Source organism: Enterococcus sp. DIV0755b (assembly GCF_051713765.1).
GTDB lineage: Bacteria > Bacillota > Bacilli > Lactobacillales > Enterococcaceae > Enterococcus_C > Enterococcus_C canintestini.
Genome location: NZ_JBIOQN010000001.1, coordinates 2,735,115 through 2,757,500 on the forward strand (window position 1 = coordinate 2,735,115; position 22,386 = coordinate 2,757,500).

The 22,386-nt window shown below is 35.1% G+C and carries 21 protein-coding genes and 1 tRNA gene (1 of these 22 cut by a window edge); 10 read left to right on the plus strand and 12 right to left on the minus strand.

Going from position 1 to position 22,386, the window contains the following annotated elements:
• The first annotated feature begins 76 nt into the window (after window positions 1-76).
• On the plus strand, window positions 77-1,270 hold the full coding sequence (locus IGI65_RS13200) for a DUF2075 domain-containing protein (RefSeq protein ID WP_438774324.1): 1,194 nt from the start codon (window positions 77-79) through the stop codon (window positions 1,268-1,270).
• Window positions 1,271-1,518: 248 nt separating this feature from the next.
• Here the strand turns inward: IGI65_RS13200 and IGI65_RS13205 are convergent, their stop codons facing one another.
• The 4 genes from IGI65_RS13205 to IGI65_RS13220 all read right to left on the minus strand — a co-directional run bounded on the left by IGI65_RS13205 (window position 1,519) and on the right by IGI65_RS13220 (window position 7,414).
• Window positions 1,519-2,235: a lysostaphin resistance A-like protein gene (locus IGI65_RS13205; protein WP_438774325.1), complete on the minus strand. Its 717-nt coding sequence runs from the start codon at window positions 2,233-2,235 to the stop codon at window positions 1,519-1,521.
• Between the two features lie 154 nt (window positions 2,236-2,389).
• On the minus strand, window positions 2,390-4,012 hold the full coding sequence (locus IGI65_RS13210; protein ID WP_438774326.1) for a glycoside hydrolase family 13 protein: 1,623 nt from the start codon (window positions 4,010-4,012) through the stop codon (window positions 2,390-2,392).
• Entirely contained in the window at window positions 4,009-5,634 is a 1,626-nt protein-coding gene (locus IGI65_RS13215) for a glycoside hydrolase family 13 protein (protein WP_438774327.1), read from the minus strand. Before IGI65_RS13215 ends, IGI65_RS13210 begins: the two co-directional genes overlap by 4 nt.
• A gap of 16 nt (window positions 5,635-5,650) precedes the next feature.
• Window positions 5,651-7,414: a glycoside hydrolase family 13 protein gene (locus IGI65_RS13220; RefSeq protein WP_438774328.1), complete on the minus strand. Its 1,764-nt coding sequence runs from the start codon at window positions 7,412-7,414 to the stop codon at window positions 5,651-5,653.
• A gap of 708 nt (window positions 7,415-8,122) precedes the next feature.
• Between IGI65_RS13220 and IGI65_RS13225 the strand changes: the two genes are divergently transcribed.
• Window positions 8,123-8,482 (plus strand): YxeA family protein, encoded by a 360-nt coding sequence (locus tag IGI65_RS13225; protein ID WP_438774329.1) that lies wholly within the window; start codon window positions 8,123-8,125, stop codon window positions 8,480-8,482.
• A gap of 210 nt (window positions 8,483-8,692) precedes the next feature.
• Here the strand turns inward: IGI65_RS13225 and IGI65_RS13230 are convergent, their stop codons facing one another.
• On the minus strand, window positions 8,693-10,093 hold the full coding sequence (locus IGI65_RS13230) for a C69 family dipeptidase (RefSeq protein ID WP_438774330.1): 1,401 nt from the start codon (window positions 10,091-10,093) through the stop codon (window positions 8,693-8,695).
• Between the two features lie 158 nt (window positions 10,094-10,251).
• On the opposite strand from IGI65_RS13230, the gene IGI65_RS13235 reads away from it, so the two are divergent.
• On the plus strand, window positions 10,252-10,584 hold the full coding sequence (locus IGI65_RS13235) for a hypothetical protein (RefSeq protein WP_438774331.1): 333 nt from the start codon (window positions 10,252-10,254) through the stop codon (window positions 10,582-10,584).
• Window positions 10,585-10,724: 140 nt separating this feature from the next.
• Here IGI65_RS13235 and IGI65_RS13240 read toward each other — a convergent pair whose 3' ends face one another.
• Window positions 10,725-11,546 (minus strand): hypothetical protein, encoded by an 822-nt coding sequence (locus IGI65_RS13240; RefSeq protein ID WP_438774333.1) that lies wholly within the window; start codon window positions 11,544-11,546, stop codon window positions 10,725-10,727.
• Window positions 11,547-11,824: 278 nt separating this feature from the next.
• On the opposite strand from IGI65_RS13240, the gene IGI65_RS13245 reads away from it, so the two are divergent.
• Together IGI65_RS13245 and IGI65_RS13250 are read left to right on the plus strand one after the other, a co-directional pair.
• On the plus strand, window positions 11,825-12,631 hold the full coding sequence (locus IGI65_RS13245; protein ID WP_438774334.1) for an alpha/beta hydrolase: 807 nt from the start codon (window positions 11,825-11,827) through the stop codon (window positions 12,629-12,631).
• Window positions 12,632-12,732: 101 nt separating this feature from the next.
• Window positions 12,733-13,392 carry a hypothetical protein gene (locus IGI65_RS13250; protein ID WP_438774335.1) on the plus strand — a complete coding sequence of 220 codons (660 nt, stop codon included), beginning with the start codon at window positions 12,733-12,735 and terminating at the stop codon, window positions 13,390-13,392.
• A gap of 120 nt (window positions 13,393-13,512) precedes the next feature.
• Here IGI65_RS13250 and IGI65_RS13255 read toward each other — a convergent pair whose 3' ends face one another.
• Both IGI65_RS13255 and IGI65_RS13260 read right to left on the minus strand, forming a co-directional pair.
• The gene (locus IGI65_RS13255) at window positions 13,513-13,692 is read right to left on the minus strand and encodes a hypothetical protein (RefSeq protein WP_095007059.1); all 180 of its coding nucleotides are present in this window, start codon (window positions 13,690-13,692) and stop codon (window positions 13,513-13,515) included.
• A gap of 181 nt (window positions 13,693-13,873) precedes the next feature.
• Window positions 13,874-14,665 carry a Cof-type HAD-IIB family hydrolase gene (locus tag IGI65_RS13260; RefSeq protein ID WP_438774336.1) on the minus strand — a complete coding sequence of 264 codons (792 nt, stop codon included), beginning with the start codon at window positions 14,663-14,665 and terminating at the stop codon, window positions 13,874-13,876.
• 175 nt (window positions 14,666-14,840) lie between these two features.
• Between IGI65_RS13260 and IGI65_RS13265 the strand changes: the two genes are divergently transcribed.
• From IGI65_RS13265 to IGI65_RS13280, 4 genes are all read left to right on the plus strand, one after another.
• The gene (locus tag IGI65_RS13265) at window positions 14,841-15,497 is read left to right on the plus strand and encodes an ABC transporter ATP-binding protein (protein ID WP_438774337.1); all 657 of its coding nucleotides are present in this window, start codon (window positions 14,841-14,843) and stop codon (window positions 15,495-15,497) included.
• Window positions 15,475-16,233 carry an ABC transporter permease gene (locus tag IGI65_RS13270; protein ID WP_071864471.1) on the plus strand — a complete coding sequence of 253 codons (759 nt, stop codon included), beginning with the start codon at window positions 15,475-15,477 and terminating at the stop codon, window positions 16,231-16,233. Before IGI65_RS13265 ends, IGI65_RS13270 begins: the two co-directional genes overlap by 23 nt.
• 56 nt (window positions 16,234-16,289) lie before the next feature.
• Complete coding sequence (proC, locus tag IGI65_RS13275) at window positions 16,290-17,072, plus strand: pyrroline-5-carboxylate reductase (protein WP_438774338.1); 783 nt, start codon at window positions 16,290-16,292, stop codon at window positions 17,070-17,072.
• 197 nt (window positions 17,073-17,269) lie between these two features.
• The gene (locus tag IGI65_RS13280; protein ID WP_071864562.1) at window positions 17,270-17,590 is read left to right on the plus strand and encodes a DMT family transporter; all 321 of its coding nucleotides are present in this window, start codon (window positions 17,270-17,272) and stop codon (window positions 17,588-17,590) included.
• 236 nt (window positions 17,591-17,826) lie between these two features.
• Here the strand turns inward: IGI65_RS13280 and IGI65_RS13285 are convergent.
• The 3 genes from IGI65_RS13285 to IGI65_RS13295 all read right to left on the minus strand — a co-directional run bounded on the left by IGI65_RS13285 (window position 17,827) and on the right by IGI65_RS13295 (window position 19,348).
• Window positions 17,827-17,899, minus strand: a tRNA-Gln gene (locus IGI65_RS13285).
• A gap of 68 nt (window positions 17,900-17,967) precedes the next feature.
• Window positions 17,968-18,924 carry a TMEM175 family protein gene (locus IGI65_RS13290; RefSeq protein ID WP_438774339.1) on the minus strand — a complete coding sequence of 319 codons (957 nt, stop codon included), beginning with the start codon at window positions 18,922-18,924 and terminating at the stop codon, window positions 17,968-17,970.
• A complete protein-coding gene (locus tag IGI65_RS13295) occupies window positions 18,917-19,348 on the minus strand; it encodes a MarR family winged helix-turn-helix transcriptional regulator (protein ID WP_438774340.1) in 432 nt (143 codons plus the stop codon). The genes IGI65_RS13290 and IGI65_RS13295 overlap by 8 nt, the downstream gene beginning before the upstream one ends.
• Window positions 19,349-19,484: 136 nt before the next feature.
• Here IGI65_RS13295 and IGI65_RS13300 point away from each other — a divergent pair, with 136 nt between their 5' ends.
• On the plus strand, window positions 19,485-21,275 hold the full coding sequence (locus IGI65_RS13300) for an ABC transporter ATP-binding protein (RefSeq protein ID WP_438774341.1): 1,791 nt from the start codon (window positions 19,485-19,487) through the stop codon (window positions 21,273-21,275).
• Window positions 21,276-21,839: 564 nt separating this feature from the next.
• On the opposite strand, the gene IGI65_RS13305 is transcribed toward IGI65_RS13300, so the two are convergent.
• Window positions 21,840-22,386, minus strand: the 3' portion of a protein-coding gene (locus tag IGI65_RS13305) for a nitroreductase family protein (protein WP_071864461.1). Its footprint extends 89 nt past the window's final position; 547 of the gene's 636 nt are visible here — the last part of the coding sequence; its start codon lies beyond the right edge, outside the window — the gene reads right to left on this strand; the stop codon is at window positions 21,840-21,842.

Below are 22,386 nucleotides of genomic sequence, written 5' to 3' on the forward strand. Positions count from 1 at the left end.
AATGATAACGCCTTAAATCAAAATATTCTACAAATAAGAAGATTTTTTCTACAATAATGTTTAGGAAGTGAAGACAATGGAAACATTTACGAGTAGTTTTATTCTGCCTAAAACGGCCCAATTAGATTCCTCACAACAAAAAGTGATAGACGCAATTTTAAAGTTCAGTGCCGAAAATACGACGGCCAAAAAGACCGCCGTCTTTGTTTTAAGTGGCGACGCTGGTGCGGGTAAAAGTATTGTTTTAGCTAGTGCTTTTGAAAAATTGCAAACGTTAGCCCGTCAAAAAGATACTCCTTTTTCTGGCTTTGACAATAAATTATTAGTTAATCACAATGAGATGCTAAAAATTTATAAAGAACTGGCGACAAAAACAAGCCACCTTTATAAAAAAGATTTTATGAAACCAACTCCTTTTATTAACCGTTATAAAAAAAATCACCAACAAGCCGATATTGTGATGATTGATGAGGGTCATTTGTTATTAACTAAAGAGGATCCCTTTAATAATTTTAAACAACAAAATCAATTAGCTGAAATTATGCAGTTAGCTAAAGTGGTGATTTTTGTTTTTGATCCGCAGCAAGTGGTGAAACTCAAAAGTTACTGGCAAAATGATTGGCTAAAAGCGTTATTAACTGGTCACCCCACCGAATATTATCACTTGGATAAACAGTATCGTGTCCAAAATAAAGCGATAACCGCTTGGATTGATGCTTTTACAAAAGGGCAACTGTTAAAAAGACCCCAAACTGCCAATTTTGAGTTAGAATTTTTTGCCGATGGCTTACCAATGTATGAAAAAATACAGGAAAAAAATAAGGCTTTCGGACTATCCCGCCTGTTAGCCACCGCTGATTTTCCTTTTACCGTTTTAGATGGAAAGACGTGGTTTGTGACAGCTGGGCAATTAAAGTTGCCTTGGGATAAAATTAATTTTACCGATCGTCCTTGGGCAGAGCGCCCAGAAACCATTCAGGAAGTCGGCTCCATTTATACCATACAAGGATTTGATTTAAATTATGCTGGTGTTATTTTAGGTCCGAGCATTAAATACGATGAAAAAAAAGACAAAATCTATGTTGACAGTAGTCTTTACGAAGATCACGAAGCTTTTAAAAATAGAAATGATATTCCTATGCTAGCTAAAGCAAAAGATGCTATCGTCATGAACTCAGTTAATATTTTATTAAAACGGGGAAAATTTGGTCTGTATCTGTATGCTTCTGATCCGCTTTTAAGAAAACATTTATTGGAGTTAAATGATTAGCCTACCTTCTTATTTAATTCATGATTGCTTAAAATACATCTTTAAATATTTTATTAAAAAAAGAGATTGTAATAAAAACAGCTGCTACCACGCCAGATATAAAAAGAGGTTATGACAGAAGCTGCTTTTATCAACCGCTTATTCGGAAAAAAGGCAGTGTGACAAGACTTTTGTCACACTGCCTAAACTTTCCACTTATAAAATATCTACTAAATTTGCAATTTTTATCCGTTTAATCGCGCATTTGATTACTTTGCAATTCCGAGTAACGTCAAAATGATAATGAATAACGTTGGCAACATCTGATTAACGGTATTGAAGATCCAATGGACAATCAATGATCCCCAAATATTACGATAAACCATGTAGATAAGACCAAAGAAAAATCCTACTGCCATATATGGAATCGTTGCATAGATGTTACCGTTAAAATTAGCATAATGAATCAAACCAAATAAAACAGCTTGAACAAATAACATCACAATTCTCACCAAATTGTTAGGGGCTTTGCCAACTAATAGATAGCGGAATATGAGTTCTTCTGAAAAAGGCGCTATAAAAGAGGGAATCGCCGCTAAAAACAGCGCCACAAGTTGGACATTGCCACTAAAACTACTTTCTGATACTGCTGCATCAGAAGCGTCAGTTGAAATTTTTAATAAATTTTCCGGTATAGCCCCTCTGACAAATTGAATCAAGAGATGACTTGCAACCACTAAAACAACTGCCAACAATAAGTTTAACCACAAACGTTGGCGATACTGCGTCCACTGCTCTTTCAAATCTTTTTTGTAGAAAAAAATTAGAATTGAAAAAGCCACTAAATTAATGCCTACACTACCAATTAAAAGATATAACGGATTATCCTTAAAAAAAGAAATATGAATCAAATTATTTCCAATTAAAAGTTCCAACGGTATGATGAACAAAGCCCATAAATCTTTTTTTTGCCATTTTGTCGCCATTATTTTGCTCCTATCTCTTTATTTCAACTTATTAGACTTCAGTTTAGCAAAATTATAAATATTAGACAAAATAAAGCACATGATTATGCTATATCAATTCATAAGTTTGTTTTGCGCTACTCTTATTATCTAAAGATAACAAGTTAATCTGCTCTTAGTTTTGTTCAAATAGCCAAGCATCATAGGGATTTAATTGCATATTTTGAGAAACTGTTTGCGGTGCATTTTGATCATTTGCAATCACAAGCTGCCAATTTTTTTGCCAAACTTTTTTAGGCAATGTGAATTTGCGCACCTTTTGACTAATATTGGTGACAATTAAAAATTGTTTTTTCCCTGTTCTCAGGTAAGCAAAGATATCAGGATCTTTTGCCGCCAATAAAGTAAACGTACCCGTTATAAAAGTCTGTTCTTTTTTGCGTAGTGCAATCAACTGTCGATAAAAATTTAAAACCGATTCAGGATCTTTATCTTCAGTAGCGACATTTATCTTTTCATAATTAGGGTTCACTTTAAGCCAAGGGCGCCCCGTGGTAAAACCACTATTTTTTTTAGTATCCCACTGCATCGGTGTACGTGCATGATCTCTTGTCCAAGCGGTAGCAAGTTTTAGTGCTTCGTCCTCACTTTTTTCAGCTAATAAGCGTTTATAATAAGACAACGTATCTTTGGCATTAATCTCACTAATAGCTTTAAAAGGATAATTGGTCATGCCAAGCTCTTGTCCCTGATAAATAAAGGGCGTTCCCCGTAAAAATAAATACATTAACGCTAGTGCTTTAGCAGACTTACTCGTTTCATTTCCTAAAATAGAATTAAAACGAGGATTATCGTGATTTTCAATATAAAGCGCATTCCAGCCTTTTGGTCCTAAATCTTTTTGCCAACGAGCGATAACCTTTTTAAAGCCTAGTAAGTTAATCCGCTCTTTCCCAGGTTTTCCCATCCGCACATTATGTTCAAGTTCAAAAATCATATCCAAATAGCCGTCTTTATCCGTCCAATTCACTGCTTTTTTACTAGAAACACCGCTAGCTTCACCAACAGTCATGACATCATATTCATTAAAAATTTGTTGTAAATCTTTCATGTAATCGTCAATTCCTGCAACATTCATAAATGGTGCCCACGGATTCATTTTGATTTGAAAATCCCAAGGTTCTTTTTGAATATGACTAATCGCATCTAAACGAAAGCCGTCAATTCCCATATCAAGCCAAAAACGAATCATTTGATAAATTTCATTTCTAACAGCTTCATTTTTCCAATTTAAATCTGGTTGTTCTGGGGCAAAAACATGAAAATAAGCCTGTGAACTTTTTTCATCAAAGGTCCAAGTAGATCCTCCAAAAAAACTTTGCCAATTATTTGGTAATTTAGTTTCTGTTGCCTCTTGCCAGTGATAATAATTGCGATAAGGATTATCTTTGCCTTTTTTAGCTTCAACAAACCACGGGTGTTGATCACTGGTATGATTTACCACTAAATCCAAAATAAGTTTTAAACCGATTTGATGCGTCGCCTGTAAAAGCGTCTTAAAATCGGCCATATTGCCAAACTCAGCTGCAATATCTTGGTAATCTGAAATATCATAACCATTATCAACGTTAGGGGATTTATACATTGGATTGAGCCAAATAAAATCGACACCCAACTCTTTTAAATAAGGTAATTTTTCAATAATTCCTTTAATATCCCCAATCCCATCGCCATTACTATCAAAAAAGCTACGGGGATAGATTTGATAACCGACTGCATTTTGCCACCAACTCGTCATAATTTTTCAACTTCCACAACAAAAGCATCCCAGGGAGCTAAAGTAAGATTTTTCAAATCTTGCGGTAAGATGCCATTAGTAATAATGATCTCTTTTATCAATCCATCGTAATCAAATTTATTTTCATTGCCAGAAAAATTTGTTACCACTAACCAAGTCTTGCCTTCATAATGGCGTTTATAAGCAAAAACTTCAGGGGCCGTTTCAATTAATTGAAAATCTCCCCAAACAACGATTGGATTATTTTTGCGCAATTGAATTAACTTTTGATACGTATAAAATAGCGAATCTTTATCCGCTAAGGCTTGGGCTACATTTATCTTTTGATAATTTTCATTGACAAAAAGCCAAGGAGTACCGGTGGTAAAGCCAGCATTTTCACTGTCATCCCATTGCATCGGCGTACGAGCATTATCCCGACCTTTGACATTAATCGATTGAATAATTTCTTTAGGGTCATAGCCTTTTGCGAGGCGTTCATGATACATATTGATACTTTCAATATCATCCACTTCTTCAATTGCAGTCACCAATCGATTGGTCATGCCAATCTCTTCTCCTTGATAAATATAAGGTGTTCCCTTTAAAAGATGTAATAAAATAGCAAATAATTTGCCACTTTTCACACGATAATTTTTTTCATCGCCCCATCGGGAAATAATCCGTGGCAAGTCATGGTTATTCCAAAATAGTGAGTTCCAACCCTCATTACCTAATTCTGTTTGCCACTTTTCAAAAACCGCTTTTAATTCGGCAACTACCAATGGGCGTAAATCCCATTTACTTTTTTGAGGTTGTTCATCTAAACCAACGTGTTCAAATTGAAAAACCATACTCAATTCATTACGTTTAGGATTAGAATATAATTTGGCAATTTCAGGTGTCGCGCCCCACGTTTCACCGACCGTCAAAAGATCGTGTTTAAAAAATGTCGCTTGATTCATTTCTTGTAAATAATCGTGCAATTTCGGCCCATTTCCCGTAATCATTTCCATGGGAACTTTACCAATCAAATCGATAACATCCATCCGGAAACCGCCAATTCCTTTAGCAATCCAAAAGTTCATCATGTCATAAACGGATTGTCGAACTTGTTCATTGGCCCAATTTAAATCCGGTTGTTTTTTTGAAAATAGATGTAAATAATACTGTCCGCTAGCTTCATCAAACTCCCAAGCACTGCCAGAAAACGTCGATGGCAATTCATTCGGTGCACTACCGTCAGATTTTGGATCTGCCCAAATGTAATAATCGCGATATAAATTGTCACGTCCTTTTTTAGCCTCAACAAACCATTGATGTTCATCAGATGTGTGATTAACGACTAAATCCATGATAATTTTAATATTGCGCTGATTGGCCGCTGCAATCAGGTGATCCATATCTGCCATCGTACCGAATTCAGTCATGATTTTTTCATAATCTGAAATATCATACCCGTTATCATCATTTGGAGAAGCATAAACCGGTGATAACCAAATTGCACCAATTCCCAACTCTTTTAAATAATCTAGTTTTTCAATAATACCACCAAGATCGCCAATTCCATCGCCATTACTATCTTTAAAACTGCGAGGATAAATTTGATACACTACTACTTCTTGCCACCAGTGTTTTTCCATTTCTTTCACCCTTTTTCTACGCTTTGGTTATAACAAAACCTTTTGGCGCAATCGTTATCTGCCCAGCTGTTTCTTCAAAACCATGCCCTAAAAGAATCGTTCCGTTTTTCTCAAATACATTTTTAGTTGTTCCTAAGTTAAAATGACCACAAATTATTTCATCATCTAATTTACGGCTTAAGACGATTTGTTCATTTGCTAAATTAACTGTTTCCCAAATCATTTTTCCATCGGCTAAAACGGCCGCATGCTCCCGCCGGAAACTAACCAATTTTTTAAAGAAATCGAACATATCGCGATCTTGTTCTTCTTTTTGCCACACCATACATTTACGACAATCAGGGTCCATCTCACCTGTCATAGCAAACTCATCACCATAGTAAATACAAGGTGACCCTGGCTGTAGATACGTAAAGGCTTCAACTTGTTTCATTAAATCTTTATCTTCGTTAGCTTCAGTTAGAATCCGGGGAGTATCATGAGAATCTAAAACATTAAATTGCATCGCATTTGTTTGTTCCCGATACATCATTAAATGGCGGTTAATTTCTGAGATCATTTTTTCTAAACTGATTTCTTTTTTAACAAATGCGCCTACGATTGCATCAGTATAAGCATAATTCATTACCGCCGTGAACTCATCCCCATTTAACCAGCTTTGGGCTGAATGCCAAATTTCCCCTAAAATATAAAAGTCATCTTTTATCGCGTCACAAACTTCACGAAATTCTTTCCAAAAAGTATGATCTACTTCATTGGCAACGTCCAAGCGCCACGCATCAATATCAAATTCTTCAATCCAATAAGCCGCAATACTCAATAAATATTCCTTGACCTCAGGATTAGCTGTATTGAGTTTTGGCATATGAGGAGTAAACGCAAAAACATCATAGGTAATATCCGTTGCATTTTCAAAATCTTTTCCTTCTGTATAACTAACTGGAAATGAATTGACGTGAAACCAATCCGCATATTTTGAGTCCGCGCCATTTTTAATGACATCTTGCCATTGGGGTGAAGTATCCCCCATATGATTAAAAACAGCATCCAACATGACTTTAATTCCGCGTTTGTGACATTCGTCTACGAGCTTTTTGAATAACGCCTTGTCCCCAAAATCAGGATCAATTTCAAAATAATCAATCGTATCGTATTTATGATTGGAATAGGCTTTAAAAATTGGGCAAAAGTACAGACCGTTAATTCCCAGCTCAGTAAAATGATCGAGATGATCTAAGACACCTTGTAAATCACCACCAAAAAAATCTTGACGATCAGGTGCTTTACTCCCCCATGGAAATGTACCTTTGGGATCGTTTGTTTTATCGCCATTTGCAAAACGCTCTGGAAAAATTTGATACCAAACTGTATTTTTCACCCAAGCCGGCGCTTTAAAACGATCGATTTCATGAAAATAAGGCATTCTAAAATAATTATTGGGCATTTCTAAATATTGTTGCTCAAAAGGAAAACATCCATGATCGCCATAAAATACTTCTGTGCTATCTTCACCTACTACCCGAAAAGCATAGGCCATTCGTTTAAAAGGCTCACTCGTTGCCACTACCCAGTAATCATGAACAGCCGTGCTCAGATACTTTTCCATTTTTAAAGGATGTTGGTACCACTTCTCTTCTGCTAATGTATAAGTATCACCATGAATTAATTCTACATTTGCGACATCATTTTTCGCCGTTTTTAAACGAATATGCATGATATCTTTTTGATAAAGATAGGCAAACTCACTATCTGGACGGTGGGCAATTGCTGCTGTATTCATTTCATCACACCTTTTCTTTTTTATTGTTACGCTTTCTTTATTTGCTGTCATTTCAATCTCATTATGGCATAAAAGAAAATGCTTTTCAACGAAACTACGCAATCGATTGCAGACATATCTTTTTATAAAAAATAAGAAAAAACAGTAAAAACGCTTGGATAATTTGATAAAAATGTTTTATAAGTTCCGAAATCGAATAAAAGTTATCAATACTATAGCAACCGATTGCTCAAATTATTATTCTTTCCCCTAACTAAAATTTATTTGTTATCAAAAAATTCTAAAATCTAAAAAAAAATGAAGAAAAACACTTATTTACCATTCAATCCTATTCTAATAACAATTTCCGATCTAAAAATAACTTAAACTAGAAATATTTTTCTGTTTTCCTACAGCTAAAATTTAATAATTGTAGAAATAAGTGTAAAATATGGAACTAGAAATAAAGGATATTCCCCGATAACCTTAATTTTCCATTAGGCGGAAACTTTCTCCCCATTGTTTCCGCCTCAATTTTTTGTTTGTCCTTTAGCCGTATCCTATAGTCGATTCTTATACGAAATTTTCTTATTACTCGAGCCTTTTTAAGGCTTTTTTTTGTCAAAAGAATCATTGCAAAATTGTAAGTCTAACGCAAGTTAAAACAATGGCACCTTTTTTAAAATAGCTTTAAGATAAGAGTATAAAGGAACTAGGATGGTGAAACACGTGAAAAAACTATTAATTGGCTTAGTAGTAATCGTTGCTGCAGCCTTTGGATTATTTAAATTTATTGAAAATACTGAAATGGGTGGAGACACTTATTACGTCCAGATTACAACCGATGGCAAACAAGTAACGTTAAAAGATGATAGCGGTCAAGAATATTTGGATTATGAATATCAACTCACCGGCTACGATGATAAAGGTAACAGCAAAGAATTATCATTTAGAGCCAATAAAGAACGTCCCTTACGAAAAAATGCCTACTTAAAAGTGACCTATAATTCTAAAAAAGAAGAAGTCACCCAGTGGGAAGAAGTTAACGAGAAGACAGTGCCACCAAAAGCACTAACACAACTAAAATAAGCACTAAAAACAGCCACTATATTAAGCCTTGAAGTGAGCAAAATTAGACTGAAAATCTAATTTTGCTCACTTCGGCGCGTAGTGGCTGTTTTTTTAGATAAAGTTTTTGAAAATAAAAACACCATTTTAAAAACTTCATTTTATTCTTTAATAGTTAAATAACTTACCTGTAATTTTGCTTATTTTACTTGATACTTAGTTAAACAGTTTCTAATCGCCTAAATTAAAGCGTAACTTCATTTGAGGTGCTCCTAACATTACCATTTGCCCTAATAACTTTGTAGTCATTTCTTTAGCTACTTTAGCATATTCCTCATTTACTGAAGCCAAATAATGGGAAAGATCAGTTTGACTTGCTGCCGCTTGATCACTTTGACGTTGAATTTGTCGAAAAGCAGCGACACTTGCTTGAACATAGTCATCTCTGACATCGGAATACAAATTATAATTCGTATCCCCTAAAACCGCGATAAGTCCACTTAACCAGTACATGTTATCCAAGCCAAATTCTTCGCTGACTTCTTTATAAAAAGTAGGAGTATCTGTAACATTGGTATAAAACGGCACTACTGTATTAAAAGTATTAGGACCAAAGGCGAGCCAGTGGATTCCTGCAATTTCTTTTGCAACATCATTGCGTAATTGCAAAATATGAACTTCTTGATTACGATTAATTCCTACTGGACGTAGCTGACGTTTTTGTGCATCAGTACCATCACCATAACAGTCATACACCGTTTCTTCATAATGAGAACTAAGCGCCCATTTCACATCTTCAATGCTGATTAGACGATTTGCTTTACAAATGAACGGTAAATTTTGATCAAAAGGCGATTGTTCTACCTCAGGGGTAAAGAAACGTTGAATATACCAAGCACGAGGATTATTGTATTGGTTATCTTTAACTGTTGCGCTACCAAATATATGCCGTAAATTGTAACCATCATAGTCCGGATTCAAATGATTTTCCTCAATCAATTCTTTTAAATCTGATGAGCACATTGTATCTGGGGCCTCAAAATCAAAATCGGTAATATTCATACGATTTGGTGCAACTACATAAGCATCATCTGGAATACGCACAGCTGCCCAATGATGGCCTCCAATTGTTTCAAGCCACCAAATTTCTTCATTATCAGAAAAAGCTATGCCATTGGGTTCATAAGTACCAAGCTCTTCCAGCAGTGCCCCAAGACGTTCTACCCCTTCTTTTGCACTTTTAATGTAAGGTAAGACAACTGTTAACATGTCCTCTTCACCAATCCCACCTTCAACATAGGGATCAATGCCTAAAATACGGGAATTACTAGTAATCGTTTCTGTAGCAGACATCGCCACATTGGCACTATTAATACCTGACTCACCCCAAATACCAATTTTAGGCGAAACATCAGGTGTCGCCGTATAGCGCAAAGGATTCTCTGGTAATTTTATTTCTACACCACTGATGACAGCCTTATAATCTTGTTTTTGCTCTGACGGGTTGACTACGATAAAATTTTTCGGATTTAATGGCGCTTCACCATCTTCGTTACGTGCAATCATCGTAGAGCCATCAATGGAAGCTTTTTTCCCTACTAAAATCGTCGTACATTCACTGTGCTTATTCATTTCATTCATCCCTTCTTTGTTTACTTACATTTCATTTCTATTTAAAGAGTAGACCTTCTCTTCAATTTTGTGAAATAAAAACCATTGTTCTGATGAAAAGCAATTTTTACCAACATTTTACAAATAAAGCTATAATAGAAAAAAAGGAGGAATGTGAGATGTCCGTACTTGTTCCCACTAATATGAATGAAGTTGCTGAAAAATTAACTGAAGATAAAAATAGAGGAATTGAAACTACTGAAGAAATCGTTATTAAACAAGCCGTTTTAGACAACGCTCAAGATATATTAAACGGCGCTTTAGAAGGTCCTTATTGGAAAGTAAAATGGCGCAAAGAAGATGAAAGTTTAGTTATCTACGATATCATGAACCAAGAAGTTGGCACTGTTAGCGCAGCTGAAAACTCTTTTAGTAAAAATTTTAAAGATAATCCTGCAGCTGTTATTCGTAGTTTAGATGACCAAATTCAAAAAATCGTGAAAAACGCCTAACAAAGCTATTGAACAGTTTGCTTCATTTTACGAGTATCAAGCTAATATTTAAAGAAGATTTATTATTGATGTCATCTATTTCTTCTTTACACTAGTTCTACTAAAAAAGCGGTGTGACAAGATTCCTGTCACACCGTCTTTTATTTTTGCCACACCAGAATACTCGCATCGTCACTTTGCTTAAAACGCGGATAAGTTAGTAATTGATCATCTTCTCTTTCTAGCTGGCGAAGATGATCGCAAGCAGAAACAAGCATACTATAATCTTTAAATTGACCTAATTGATGTGGGGTACACTCGCTAAACGTATCCACTAGCCGATAAAAACCATCGCTTGTAATGACAATTTTTTCTACCTGGACAAGGGGTAGTTTTTTTTGTGATAAACGTGCAATCCCAATTGGTGATGGATCTAAAATAGCATAACCATTCGGTGTATTTTTCATCTGACGATTTTTAATTAAATCTTCTTTGACTGCTTCTTTTGCCACGTCAATTACTTCACCTTTTTTTAAGAGCTGATGAAAAGTCGTCACAATTCGTTGATCATTTTGTGGCACTGTTCGGTCATAAAATGTACGCATCTGTTGGATCAAGAAAGCAGTTATTGGTGAATCACCTAACCAGCTAAATTCCATCTCATCGCCGATTTTACGATAACAGCTAAAAGTAGCACTCGGCCATAAGTCTGGAGTTAATCTGCCTAACTCTTTGCGGTATTTCTGAGCAAATTTAGTCACTGCTTGCATTAACGCCCGATTCGTCGCCATTTTTTCATTAGCAAGAAGTGTAATCAACTGACTACCAATAAAATGACTAAAAACTTGTGCATCACTATTCCCTACTAAATAATTTTCCCCTAGGCCACTAGCACCATCTAAGATAAAACCAAATGTATCATTACCATAGACAAAATCTTCATTTTGATTATTCCCACGATCAGTATAAAAGAAAACAGCCATTTTATTCTTCCCTTCAAAATCAGTTTAAAACCCTGCTTTACGTATTTTCTTATAGTAGCACAAGAAAATTAAAATACCAACATCGTGAAATAGAGAAAAGGTGCCACAATTTTAAAAGTAAAATTCTATCCCAACAAATTTATCTACTGTATGATGGAATTATGTTCTTATATGCCCTTTTTATAATTCTTTTCCTAGAACGAATTGAGTGTAACTCAACTTTTTAACTATCTAATTTAATTTCATAATTATCTATTTAAAACTACGGAGGAAACAAAATGAAAAAACAAGTTCACTTAACCAGCGGTGGTGAAGCGACCATTTACCTACCTCTGACTAAAATGGCGCCCCGCTATATTCTTTATTTTCATGGCGGTGGTTTAGTTTACGGCAGTAAGGCTGATTTATCTGAAAATCTGCTTCGTACTTTTTTAGAACGCGGGTACACAGTAATCAGTTTTGATTACTTATTGGCACCAAATAGTAGCTTATCAGAAATTTTTGCTCAATTAAAACAGACTTGGTATGAAATAGAAAATACGATTATTCAAGGCGCACCTTTTAGCTTTTGCGGTCGTTCTGCTGGTAGTTACCTGATGCTTTTATTGACGAAATGCTTACAAAAAGAAACACAAACGCTTCCACAGCAATTAATCAATTTTTATGGTTATTATGATTTAAAATTTATTACGCTTCCCCGTAAGCTAACCTCAAAAGGAATAACCGAAGAAATGATTCAAGGTATCAATCAAAAAACACCCATTTTCGACGATTCTTTTATGCAGCGCTATCTGCTTTATTTATACGGTGTCTCTCATCAACTATTAACGCAATTTTATGGTATTACACCAGCCAATCAGAAAGAATTTGAATTAACGCTAAATGATTTAACTACTTTACCTCCTGTATTCAGTACCGCCAGTACGAGTGATAATGAAGTGCCGTTTCAATACAGTAAAACACTAGCCCGAAAAAATAGCGCTGGAAAATTTCTGCCAGTTTATTATTTACCACATGATTTCCTAAAAGAAGCTGATCCTGCAGTTACAACCGTTTTAAAAGCATTAACAGAGTGGCTAGACTAAGAAAAATGGCTCTTAATTTAGTAATCTCCGTATGTTTGGTATACTAAGATTGGTACTTATTGCAACAGTTACTGTTGACACTTTTGTTGGAGGGTTTACTTATGAATATCAAAAAAATCCAACTAGGACTTTTAACCTTTGGACTTTTTGTATTAGCGTTTAACTTTTTTGAATTGGTAACAAAGGCGCGGTCAGATTCACCGGTAGTCTTTGTTGAATGTATCGCTGGTATCATTTTAATTTACTTGCCGCAATTATGCCGCAAGTTCTTACGAATTGAAATTCCAGATATGATTATTATTTTTTATTGGTTCTTTTTATTAATTTCGGTCTTTTTAGGAACTTGTCTGCATTTAATTGCCTACATCAGTTGGTGGGATAAATTACTTCACAGCATTAGCCCCATGGTTTTAACTGCTTTGGGATATGGGATTGCAATACTCGCTTTAAAAAAAGCCCAAAGTAAAGCTGTCTCGCCTTGGCTCTTTTTGCTTTTCGGCTTTGCATTTGCTGGTGTTTGTGGTGTCTTTTGGGAATTTTGGGAATTCTTATGTGATACAATTGGGGATATGAATTTACAACGTTACCGTGCTGGTGGTGTTGATTTAATTGGTCGCGCGGCTTTGATGGATACTATGGGGGATTTATTAACTAATACTATTGGTGCAATTCTGATGGGAATTTTTGCTTTTACCCAAAGCAAAGGGGACGCAAGCTATTTTGAAAAATATCGCATTACCATTATTCCTAAAAATAAATAGCTAGCACACAAAATAATTTTAACGTTACTTTTTTGGATTACCATTTTAGATAAAAAATACGCAAGCATCGATTGGTCATTTCTTACAAACAGACCTTTTAAACGCTTGCGTATTTTTAATTTAGACATTTAATGATTCCTTCATTGTTCCAATTTTTGCCAATGCCAAAAGACCACAGTCTAGAATTTCTACCGTTGCAGTTCGTTCAAAGATATTAACAACTCTCACTGTTTTCCGCTCATCATAACCAATAACGTTTGCTTCATATACTGCATTAATACATATTTCTTCTTTTTTCAAAGAAATCACCTCAACCTCTCTTTTGAAAGGTTATAACATGTAAAATAACAGTTGTAAACGAAATTCACTGATTATTCAAACAATTTTTACATTGCGTTAACATTCGAATTTTGACCACGTTATTTACTACTTAATTGCTAGAAAAATTATTTGGTACGTTTAAACTCATTTCAAGCTTACATTATAGCTCTTCTAAAATATGAGCGACACCATCTTCATCATTTGATTTGGTAATTCTATCAGCTACTTTTTTTACTTCTAGAGGAGCATTATTCATCGCTACTCCCACTCCAGCTGCTACAAGCATGGGAATGTCATTATAGTTATCACCAAATGTCATAATTTCTTTAGTGGTAATATTATAATATTGCGCAATGGCTTGTAAGGCACTTTCCTTTGAAACGGTGCGATGGGTCACTTCTAAATAATTATCTTTAGATAAATAAAGTGCGCTTGTAGTAACTTCTTGAGCTAAGAAATCTTTTGCAGCTGTAATCTCAGCCACAGCACCAATAAGCAATAGTTTGTGTACCGGTCGTGTATCAATTAGTAGATCTAAATCTTTCACAATAGGTGTTATTTGGGTAATTTCACTTTCTAATTTTACATATTGGTTCATCCGATCAACATACCACTCATTTGCGCTATACAAATTCACAGCAATAGTAGGAAATTGAACTTTTAAAGCAGCTAATATTTTTTTGACGTCTTCTTTTTCTACTGGCTGACTATAAATTATTTGATCTTGTCTAATCACTAATGCACCATTAAAAGCTGCTAGCGGCGAATTTGTGACCGCTAATTTTTGACTAATTTGCTTCATTCCTTCAGGTGAACGAGCAGAAGCTAACACAAATGGAATATTTTTTTCTGCTATTTTTCTAATGGCTTCTTTTAATCTTTGACTAATTTGGTGGTGAGAATTTAAAATCGTGCCATCCACATCACTTACTACAACTTTTACTGCTACCATCTTTTGACCCCTTTTCAAAAAATACTTGTTATTTCATTATAACGTTAAAACGTTATTTTGACCCTCTCTATTTTGTGATTGATACTTCTTTTCAATTAAGTTCCATCATTAGAATTTTTTCCATTCCTCCTTTACAATAAAAAGTTGAATGATAAAAAAATATAAGGAGAGTTTTATGACATTACTACGTCTATCAGATGTGCAATATGAAATAGCCGGAAAAAAAATCATCCAAAATATTTCTTTTGCACTAACAAATGGCGACTTTTTAACCTTAACCGGTCCTTCTGGCGGAGGTAAAAGCACACTACTCAAGTTAATTGCAACCTTATTAACCCCCACTGCTGGAAAAATTTATTTTAAAGATAAGCAACAATCTGACTATGAAATTGTGAAATATCGCCAACAAGTATCTTATTGCTTTCAACAACCTAGTCTGTTTGGGGCAACTGTTTTTGACAACTTGTGTTTTCCCTATACGGTGCGCAATCAAAATTTTGATGATAAACGTGCAGCAGAATTATTGGAGCTAGTAGCTTTACCAACTAGCTATCTTAATAAAAAGATTACTGAGCTTTCTGGTGGTGAAAAACAGCGGGTAGCGTTAATTCGGAATTTGATGTTTTTACCTGAAATCTTATTATTAGATGAAGTAACGACTGGTTTAGACGAAAAAAGCAAAAATATTGTACACGATTTAATTGGGGCTGTTCAAAAAGAAAATGTCACCATTATTCAAGTTACCCACGATCCTGAAGAAATCCAAAACGCAAGCAAAATTTTGTGGCTAGAAAAAGGGGGTATCATTGATGAACCAATTAGCCGTCAATAATCAATCACTTATTTTAGCATTTATTTTAGTTTTAGTGGCCGTAGCGATTAGTTACAAAGAAAAACTAGGCTTAAGTCGCGATATATTCTACAGTATTTTACGTGCAGTGGTGCAACTATTTATTGTAGGTTATCTTTTAAAATATTTATTCCAAGTCAACAATTTTTGGCTCACCACTTGTATGAGCTTTTTCATTGTTTTAAATGCTGCTTGGAATGCCCACAAGCGTAATCCTAGCCCACATAAGCACTATTTAGATTCATTGTTGGCAATTTTCATCAGCACTTATCTTACGATGGGCGTTTTAATTGCCGCTGGTGCGATTAAATTTATTCCTTCGCAAATTATTCCTATTAGCGGTATGATTGCTAGTAACGCGATGATAGCAATTGGATTATGCTACCGTAATTTGTATACAAAATTTCACGACCAAAGACAACAAGTGCTTGAAAAATTAGCGCTAGGTGCTCCAGTTAAATTGGCCTCTTTACCTATTTTACAAGAAAGTATTAAAACAGCGATGCAACCAACCATTGATTCTGCCAAAACCGTTGGCTTAGTTAGTTTACCCGGCATGATGTCAGGTTTGATTTTTGCTGGTGTGGATCCGGTTCATGCCATTAAATATCAGATTATGGTAACTTTTATGCTTCTTTCAACTACGAGTTTAGGTGCCATTATTGCTGGTTACAAAGCTTATAAAAATTATTTCAATCACTATTTACAACTGCGCTAAAATTTTTAACTAAAATTTTTAACTAAAATTTTTAATTACAATTAGGAGGAAAAAAGATGAAGATTGCGTTTTTTGGTGCCGGACAAATCGGCAGTGCATTAATTAAAGGAATGCTTTATGACAAACAAATCCCAGCTGAAAATATTTATGTCAAAGGTGGGCATAGCCAAACAGCTGCGAATTTACAAAAAGAACTAGGTTTTCAACTTCTCACAGACTTAAATGATTTAAGCGGGATGGATCTCATTATCATCGCCACAAACAACAGTAGTGTGTTACCTATTTTAAAATCACTACCGCAACCAGTATTGGCTAAAAAAGTGCCGATTGTTTCTGTAGCAGGTGGCATAAATCTCTTTGCCATGATGGAAGAAGTCGGTCAAGAGTATCCAATTGCCCATGCAATTCCAAACACACCGGTTCAAGTAGGAGCTGGCGTATTAGGCATTAGCTTTGCAAAAGATATTGATTCTAAAGTAAAAGCGTTTATTTTAGACAGTTTAACTCCTCTTGGGGCAGTTTATGAAGTACCGGAAGATAGTTTAGAAATCGTCGGCTCCATTGCAGGTTGCACACCAGCTTTTATTGCTATATTAATTGAAAGTTTGGGTGATGCTGGGGTATTACATGGCTTAAAACGTGATTTAGCTTATGAATTAGTAGAACAAATGTTAAAAGGTACCGCAACATTAGCATTAGAAAGTAAAATGCATCCGGCCGTTTTAAAAGATGGCGTTACTTCTCCTGGCGGCTCAACTATTCGAGGTGTAGCAGCGTTAGAGGCTAATAATTTTCGTCACGCATTAATGGCTGCCATTGATGCCACAATGTCAGAATAGTGTCAGAAATTAGTAAAAATTTGCTCATTTAAGCCGCGAGCGTTGACTTTTAGCATACCTGTGCTAGAATCACTCTTAAGCAAATAAAGTATTCGCTGCTACCGGGCAGCTTAAAGAGGAAATCATTCCGTTAGGTCTTTGTAGGAATGATGCCCTCTTTTTTTATTTGCCATAATTTGAGGAGGTAGATAAAAATGATGGCATGGCTTTATTTAGGTTTGGCAGGTATTTTAGAAGTTTTTTGGTCCACGATGATGAAAGCAAGCGCAGGGTTTGCTAAGCTAGACTACTCCATTTATACCATTTTGGGTATGATTGCAAGTTTTCTATTTTTATCAAAAGCAATAAAAGTACTCCCCATGAGTTTGTCTTATCCAATTTGGACTGGCATTGGAGCAGTCGGTTCAATTATTGTGGGTGTGGTCTTTTTTCACGATAAATTAGCACCTTTAACTTGGGTTTTTGTTGCTTTGTTATTAGTGGGTATTATTGGTATCAAAGTTACAAGTGGTCATTAAAATAAAAAAGACATGAAAAAGTAAGTAGTATTAACGAATACCCAAAAGTTAGACCAAAAAAACTAACTTTTAGGGGTCACTTTAATGCGGTAATAATCATGAAATAAGCGCTAAAGTCTCAATCTCAGTTTATGCCTATTTGATTGAACTTATAAGCAGCATTTCCGCATTACTGACCATAAAAATTGATTAATAAAAGCCACTTCCATTAATTTGGAAGTGGCTTTTGCTTTTGATTGGGATAGCAGGGTTCGAACCTGCAATTGCTTGATTCAGAGTCAAGTGCCTTACCAGTTTGGCTATATCCCACTAAGACAACATAAAAAGAATAACGCCAAATTTTTTTCTTTTCAATTATTTTGTCTTAAAACTGTAAGCTATTTTTTAGAAGCATTTGTTTTATTAGGCGTCTGCTCCGTCATACTTCCGTGAACAAAAGGATGTTTTTTCAAGTGACGTTCTCGTTCTTTAAGACGGGATTGCTGCATTTCTAAGCGTTTAATTTCTTGATGTAAATGTACTTTTTCACTCGGAGAAGCATTTTCCAGTGCAGTTTGGCGCATGGTAATTTCTTGATCTACTTTTTTTAGCCATTCTTTCATCAAATCTTGCCATTGTTGACTCTCTTTTTCCTTTGGTTCGTTAAAAGAATCTCGTAATAAGTGGGAATAGCGCTTCATGGTATTGCCCCAAATTTGATTACGATCAGCAAAATAATCCGCTTGTTCTCTTTTATCTAACGTATCTACAAAACGTTCTTCTTTTTGATCAACCATATTTTGTAAAAACGCTAAAATCGGCAATGCTAAGTAGATAATGAGGGCAATGTGAACTTGAAATAATCCAATGACTAAAATTATAATTCGAGCGATAAAACTTAACATATCTTGTCGATTCAATTCATCCACACGGCGCTTTTGCAAAGCTTGCTCAGAAATCGACTGCTTAGTTAAAGCGGTAATCAACCGACGCATCAACATTGTCACAATTAATGTTAGGACACCGTAGATTAAAACCGTCTGCTTTGTTGTATCTTCAATTAAAATTCTCGTTGCCGCAGGTACCAAAGATAAAGCAAACAGAAGAAACAAATAGACGACTAAACTTTTATTTCTCACTTGTTCAATGCGGTTAAATGCATAAGCAGTTTGAAACCAGAGATTGGCGACAAAGCAAAAGCTGATAAAATAAATTCCGACAGCACTGAATAACGTTTGCCACACAAGCTCACCATTGGTTGCATACTTAATCGGGAGTTCTAAGACCATAATGGTTAAAATAATAGCAATAATAGCATCGCCAAAAACTACCACCCGTTCTTTCATATTACTCATCTAATTTTCCCTCCAATTGAAGCGCCAGTTTATTTAAAATTTGATGTAGCTGTTCTTTTTCTGTTAACGATAAAGTAGCAAATAATTCTTCACCTAATTGTTTCCGTTCATCTTGCATAGAAGAAATGTAGCTTTTTCCTGAATCTGTCAAAAAATAATTTGTGATGCGGCGATCATCTGTATTTTGCTTTTTGGACAAATAGCCTTTTTGATTCAATTTTTTTAATAACTCGCTTAATGAAGCTGGTCTGATATTCATCCGCTGGGCTAGTTCTTTTTGAGAAGATCCTTCTTGGCGCGCTAAAATACGGAGTAAACGATTTTGACCAAAGGAAAATTCTTCCTCGCTTGTTTTGCGTTTAGTATGGCGGCGTAATAAATGATTAAAATGTTGAAATTCTTCAAATAGTGCTTCTTCTTTCATGAAAACACATCCTTTATTTCCTTAAGTTTACGCAAAGATTTTTCATTCGTCAAATAGTTAGGTGCCTATCTATTTACATTTTCAAAAAACGGTAGTATAATAATTAGGTACCTAACTAATAAATGGAGGGGATTTAATGGCGCGAATGCGTTTTGACTTTGATCAAACAAAAAAACCTGAATTGACACTTCCTTTTATCCGTCGTATCCTTAATTATTTTAAGCCACATACATTAAAATTGGTTTTGGTAATTCTTTTAATTCTTGCTACTTCAGCTTTGGGACTAGTACCTTCACTTCTATTACAAAAAATTGTCGATAAGGCATTGCCCCAACATGATTTGACACAATTAAGTATTTTAATTGGACTTTCTATTTCTGCTACAATTTTATTAAACTTACTACAAGTTGCCCAAGGCTATCTTAGTACTTGGATTGCCAAAAATATAACATTGGAAATGAAGAACAATTTATACCGCCATTTAACTTTTTTACCACAAAGTTTCTTTACTACGGTTAAAGAAGGAGAAATTTTGACTCGTTTAACCAGCGATGTCGACGGCATTCAACAAGTTTTTCAGACTACTTTCATCAATGCATTAAGCAGTATCTTTATTTTAGCGACAACACTTTTTGCGTTATTTTCCATGAGTCCAATTTTAGCAGCCGTTGCCTTAGTGACTGTACCACTATTCATTTTACCTACCCGTAAAGTCGGCAAAAAAAGATGGCAAATCGCATCAGCAAGCCAGACTGCCCTAAGCAGACTTAATCAACACACCCAAGAAACACTAACTACAAGTGGTAGCACACTGATGAAACTTTTTACCAAAGAAGATGAATCTTTTCAAACTTTTAATCAAATTAACCAAGAAGTAACTGCCCTACAAATCAAAGAGTCTTTGGCTGGTCGTTGGTTCCGCATGGCTATGTCTGTCTTAATGGCAATTGGTCCTATGTTAATTTATTTAGTAGGTGGCTTTTTACTTACTAAAGGTCAACTTACTATTGGTGGTATTATCACCTTTGCTTCTCTTTTAGGTCGGCTTTATAATCCGGTTACACAATTATCTAATATTCAAGTTGATTTGATGCGGTCTTTTGCCTTGTTTGAACGAATTTTTGAATATTTAGATATTACTCCTGAAATTAAAAACAGTCCTACTGCTAAAGAGTTAGTGATTGATGCTGGTGAAGTAACTTTTGAAAATGTTGATTTTCGTTATGAAGAAAATGAAGTCTTAAAAAATATCAACTTACACATTTCAGCCGGTGAAACTTTGGCGCTTGTCGGACTCTCTGGCGCAGGCAAGTCCACTTTAACTCACCTTTTAACCCGCCTGTATGATCCAACCCATGGCGTTGCTCTAATTGATGGCCAAAATATTAAAGATGTCACATTTACCAGCTTACGACAAAATATTGGCGTAGTTAGCCAAGAAACTTTTCTTTTTAATGGAACTATTCGGGACAACTTACTTTATGCCAATGAAAATGCTGATGAAGCAGCGCTAATTGCAGCAACGAAAGCTGCTTATATTCATGACTTCATTATGACATTACCAAAAGGCTATGATACCATCGTGGGAAATCGGGGCATTAAACTTTCCGGTGGTGAAAAACAACGGATTGCGATTGCACGTATTATCTTAAAAAATCCACAAATTTTAATTTTGGATGAGGCCACTTCAGCACTGGACGCAATTTCAGAATATTACGTTCAAAAAGCAATGGATAATCTGATGCAAAATCGGACCAGTATCGTCATTGCCCACCGACTTTCTACTATTGCAAATGCAGATCAAATTGCCGTGATGGAACAAGGTAAAATCGTAGAACAGGGAAATCACCAAGAGCTTATTTCACAAGCTGGTCTATATGCAAAACTTTATCAGACACAATTTAAAGATAAAGAAGTCGCTGCCTAAAGCTTAGATTGCAAAAGTGAACCTAGGTTAAACTATTTCGTTGTTTCTATTCGAAAAATAATGACTTTAAATAAAAAAACTGTATTTCTATTCTGATTACCAAATGTTAGCTTGATATCTAGCTTTTGGTAACCCGTAATTAAAGTGAAATACAGTTTTTTTATAAAATTTGATTGTAATCTAAAATAGATATACTCTTTTATGCTACTAGAAATCGATTTAGTAACTAACCCAAACCTCGTTTACATTATTTAGAACACAAATTCAAGGAATCCAGAGTATTTTTAGAGTTTTTAAATCAACGAAGAAGGTTCCTAATTTATGTGAAAAATCAATTTTAGCACAATTGTTAGATTTCTATCTGCATCATACGTTTCATTTTTTTAAGTTGTCGTCTTTTTTAACTCGTGATAAGCCCTTCTAACAAAAAAAGTTGTCCGGATCTCGTTTTGTACAAAAATAATAATAAAGGAAAAATCTTGATAAATTATTTCGAAAATTAAAAATCATGAAATTTCTGCTACAAAAAAAAAGCACTCGTAAAATTTACAAGTGCTCACTTTCTTATTTAAAAGTTGTAAGTTTATCTGCTGAAAGTCGAACCGACTCGTAGCCTTCCTCTGCAGCTTTTCCAAGAGATAAAATTAGAACTGGCAAATAGCGTTCTTCAGATAAGTCAAAAGTCGTTGCTAAGTTATTGGTTTCAAAACCACCAATTGCATTGGTGTCATAACCGTGAGCTCGCGCTACCAACATCAGCTGCATTGCCGAAAGACTAGCATCCCGCAAAATAATTGCATCCATTTCTGCCTGCGATAAATTTTGATAAAGTGGGATAATCGTTGCTAATTGTCGATCATGCACTTCTTTGGGCATTAATCCCGCTTTTAAAGCTTCGCCATAGATTTCTTCACCGTATTCATGGGGTTTACGATCACCAAAAATTAAAATCATAGCTGCAGATGTATCATTTTGTAATTGATTAAATCGAATAAAAGGCCGCAGTTTTTCTTTTCCTTCTTTTGTATCTACTACAACATAGCGCCAAGGTTGTAAATTGACAGAAGAAGGCGCGCGATTCGCTTCGTCTAACATCGTCAATATTTCTTCT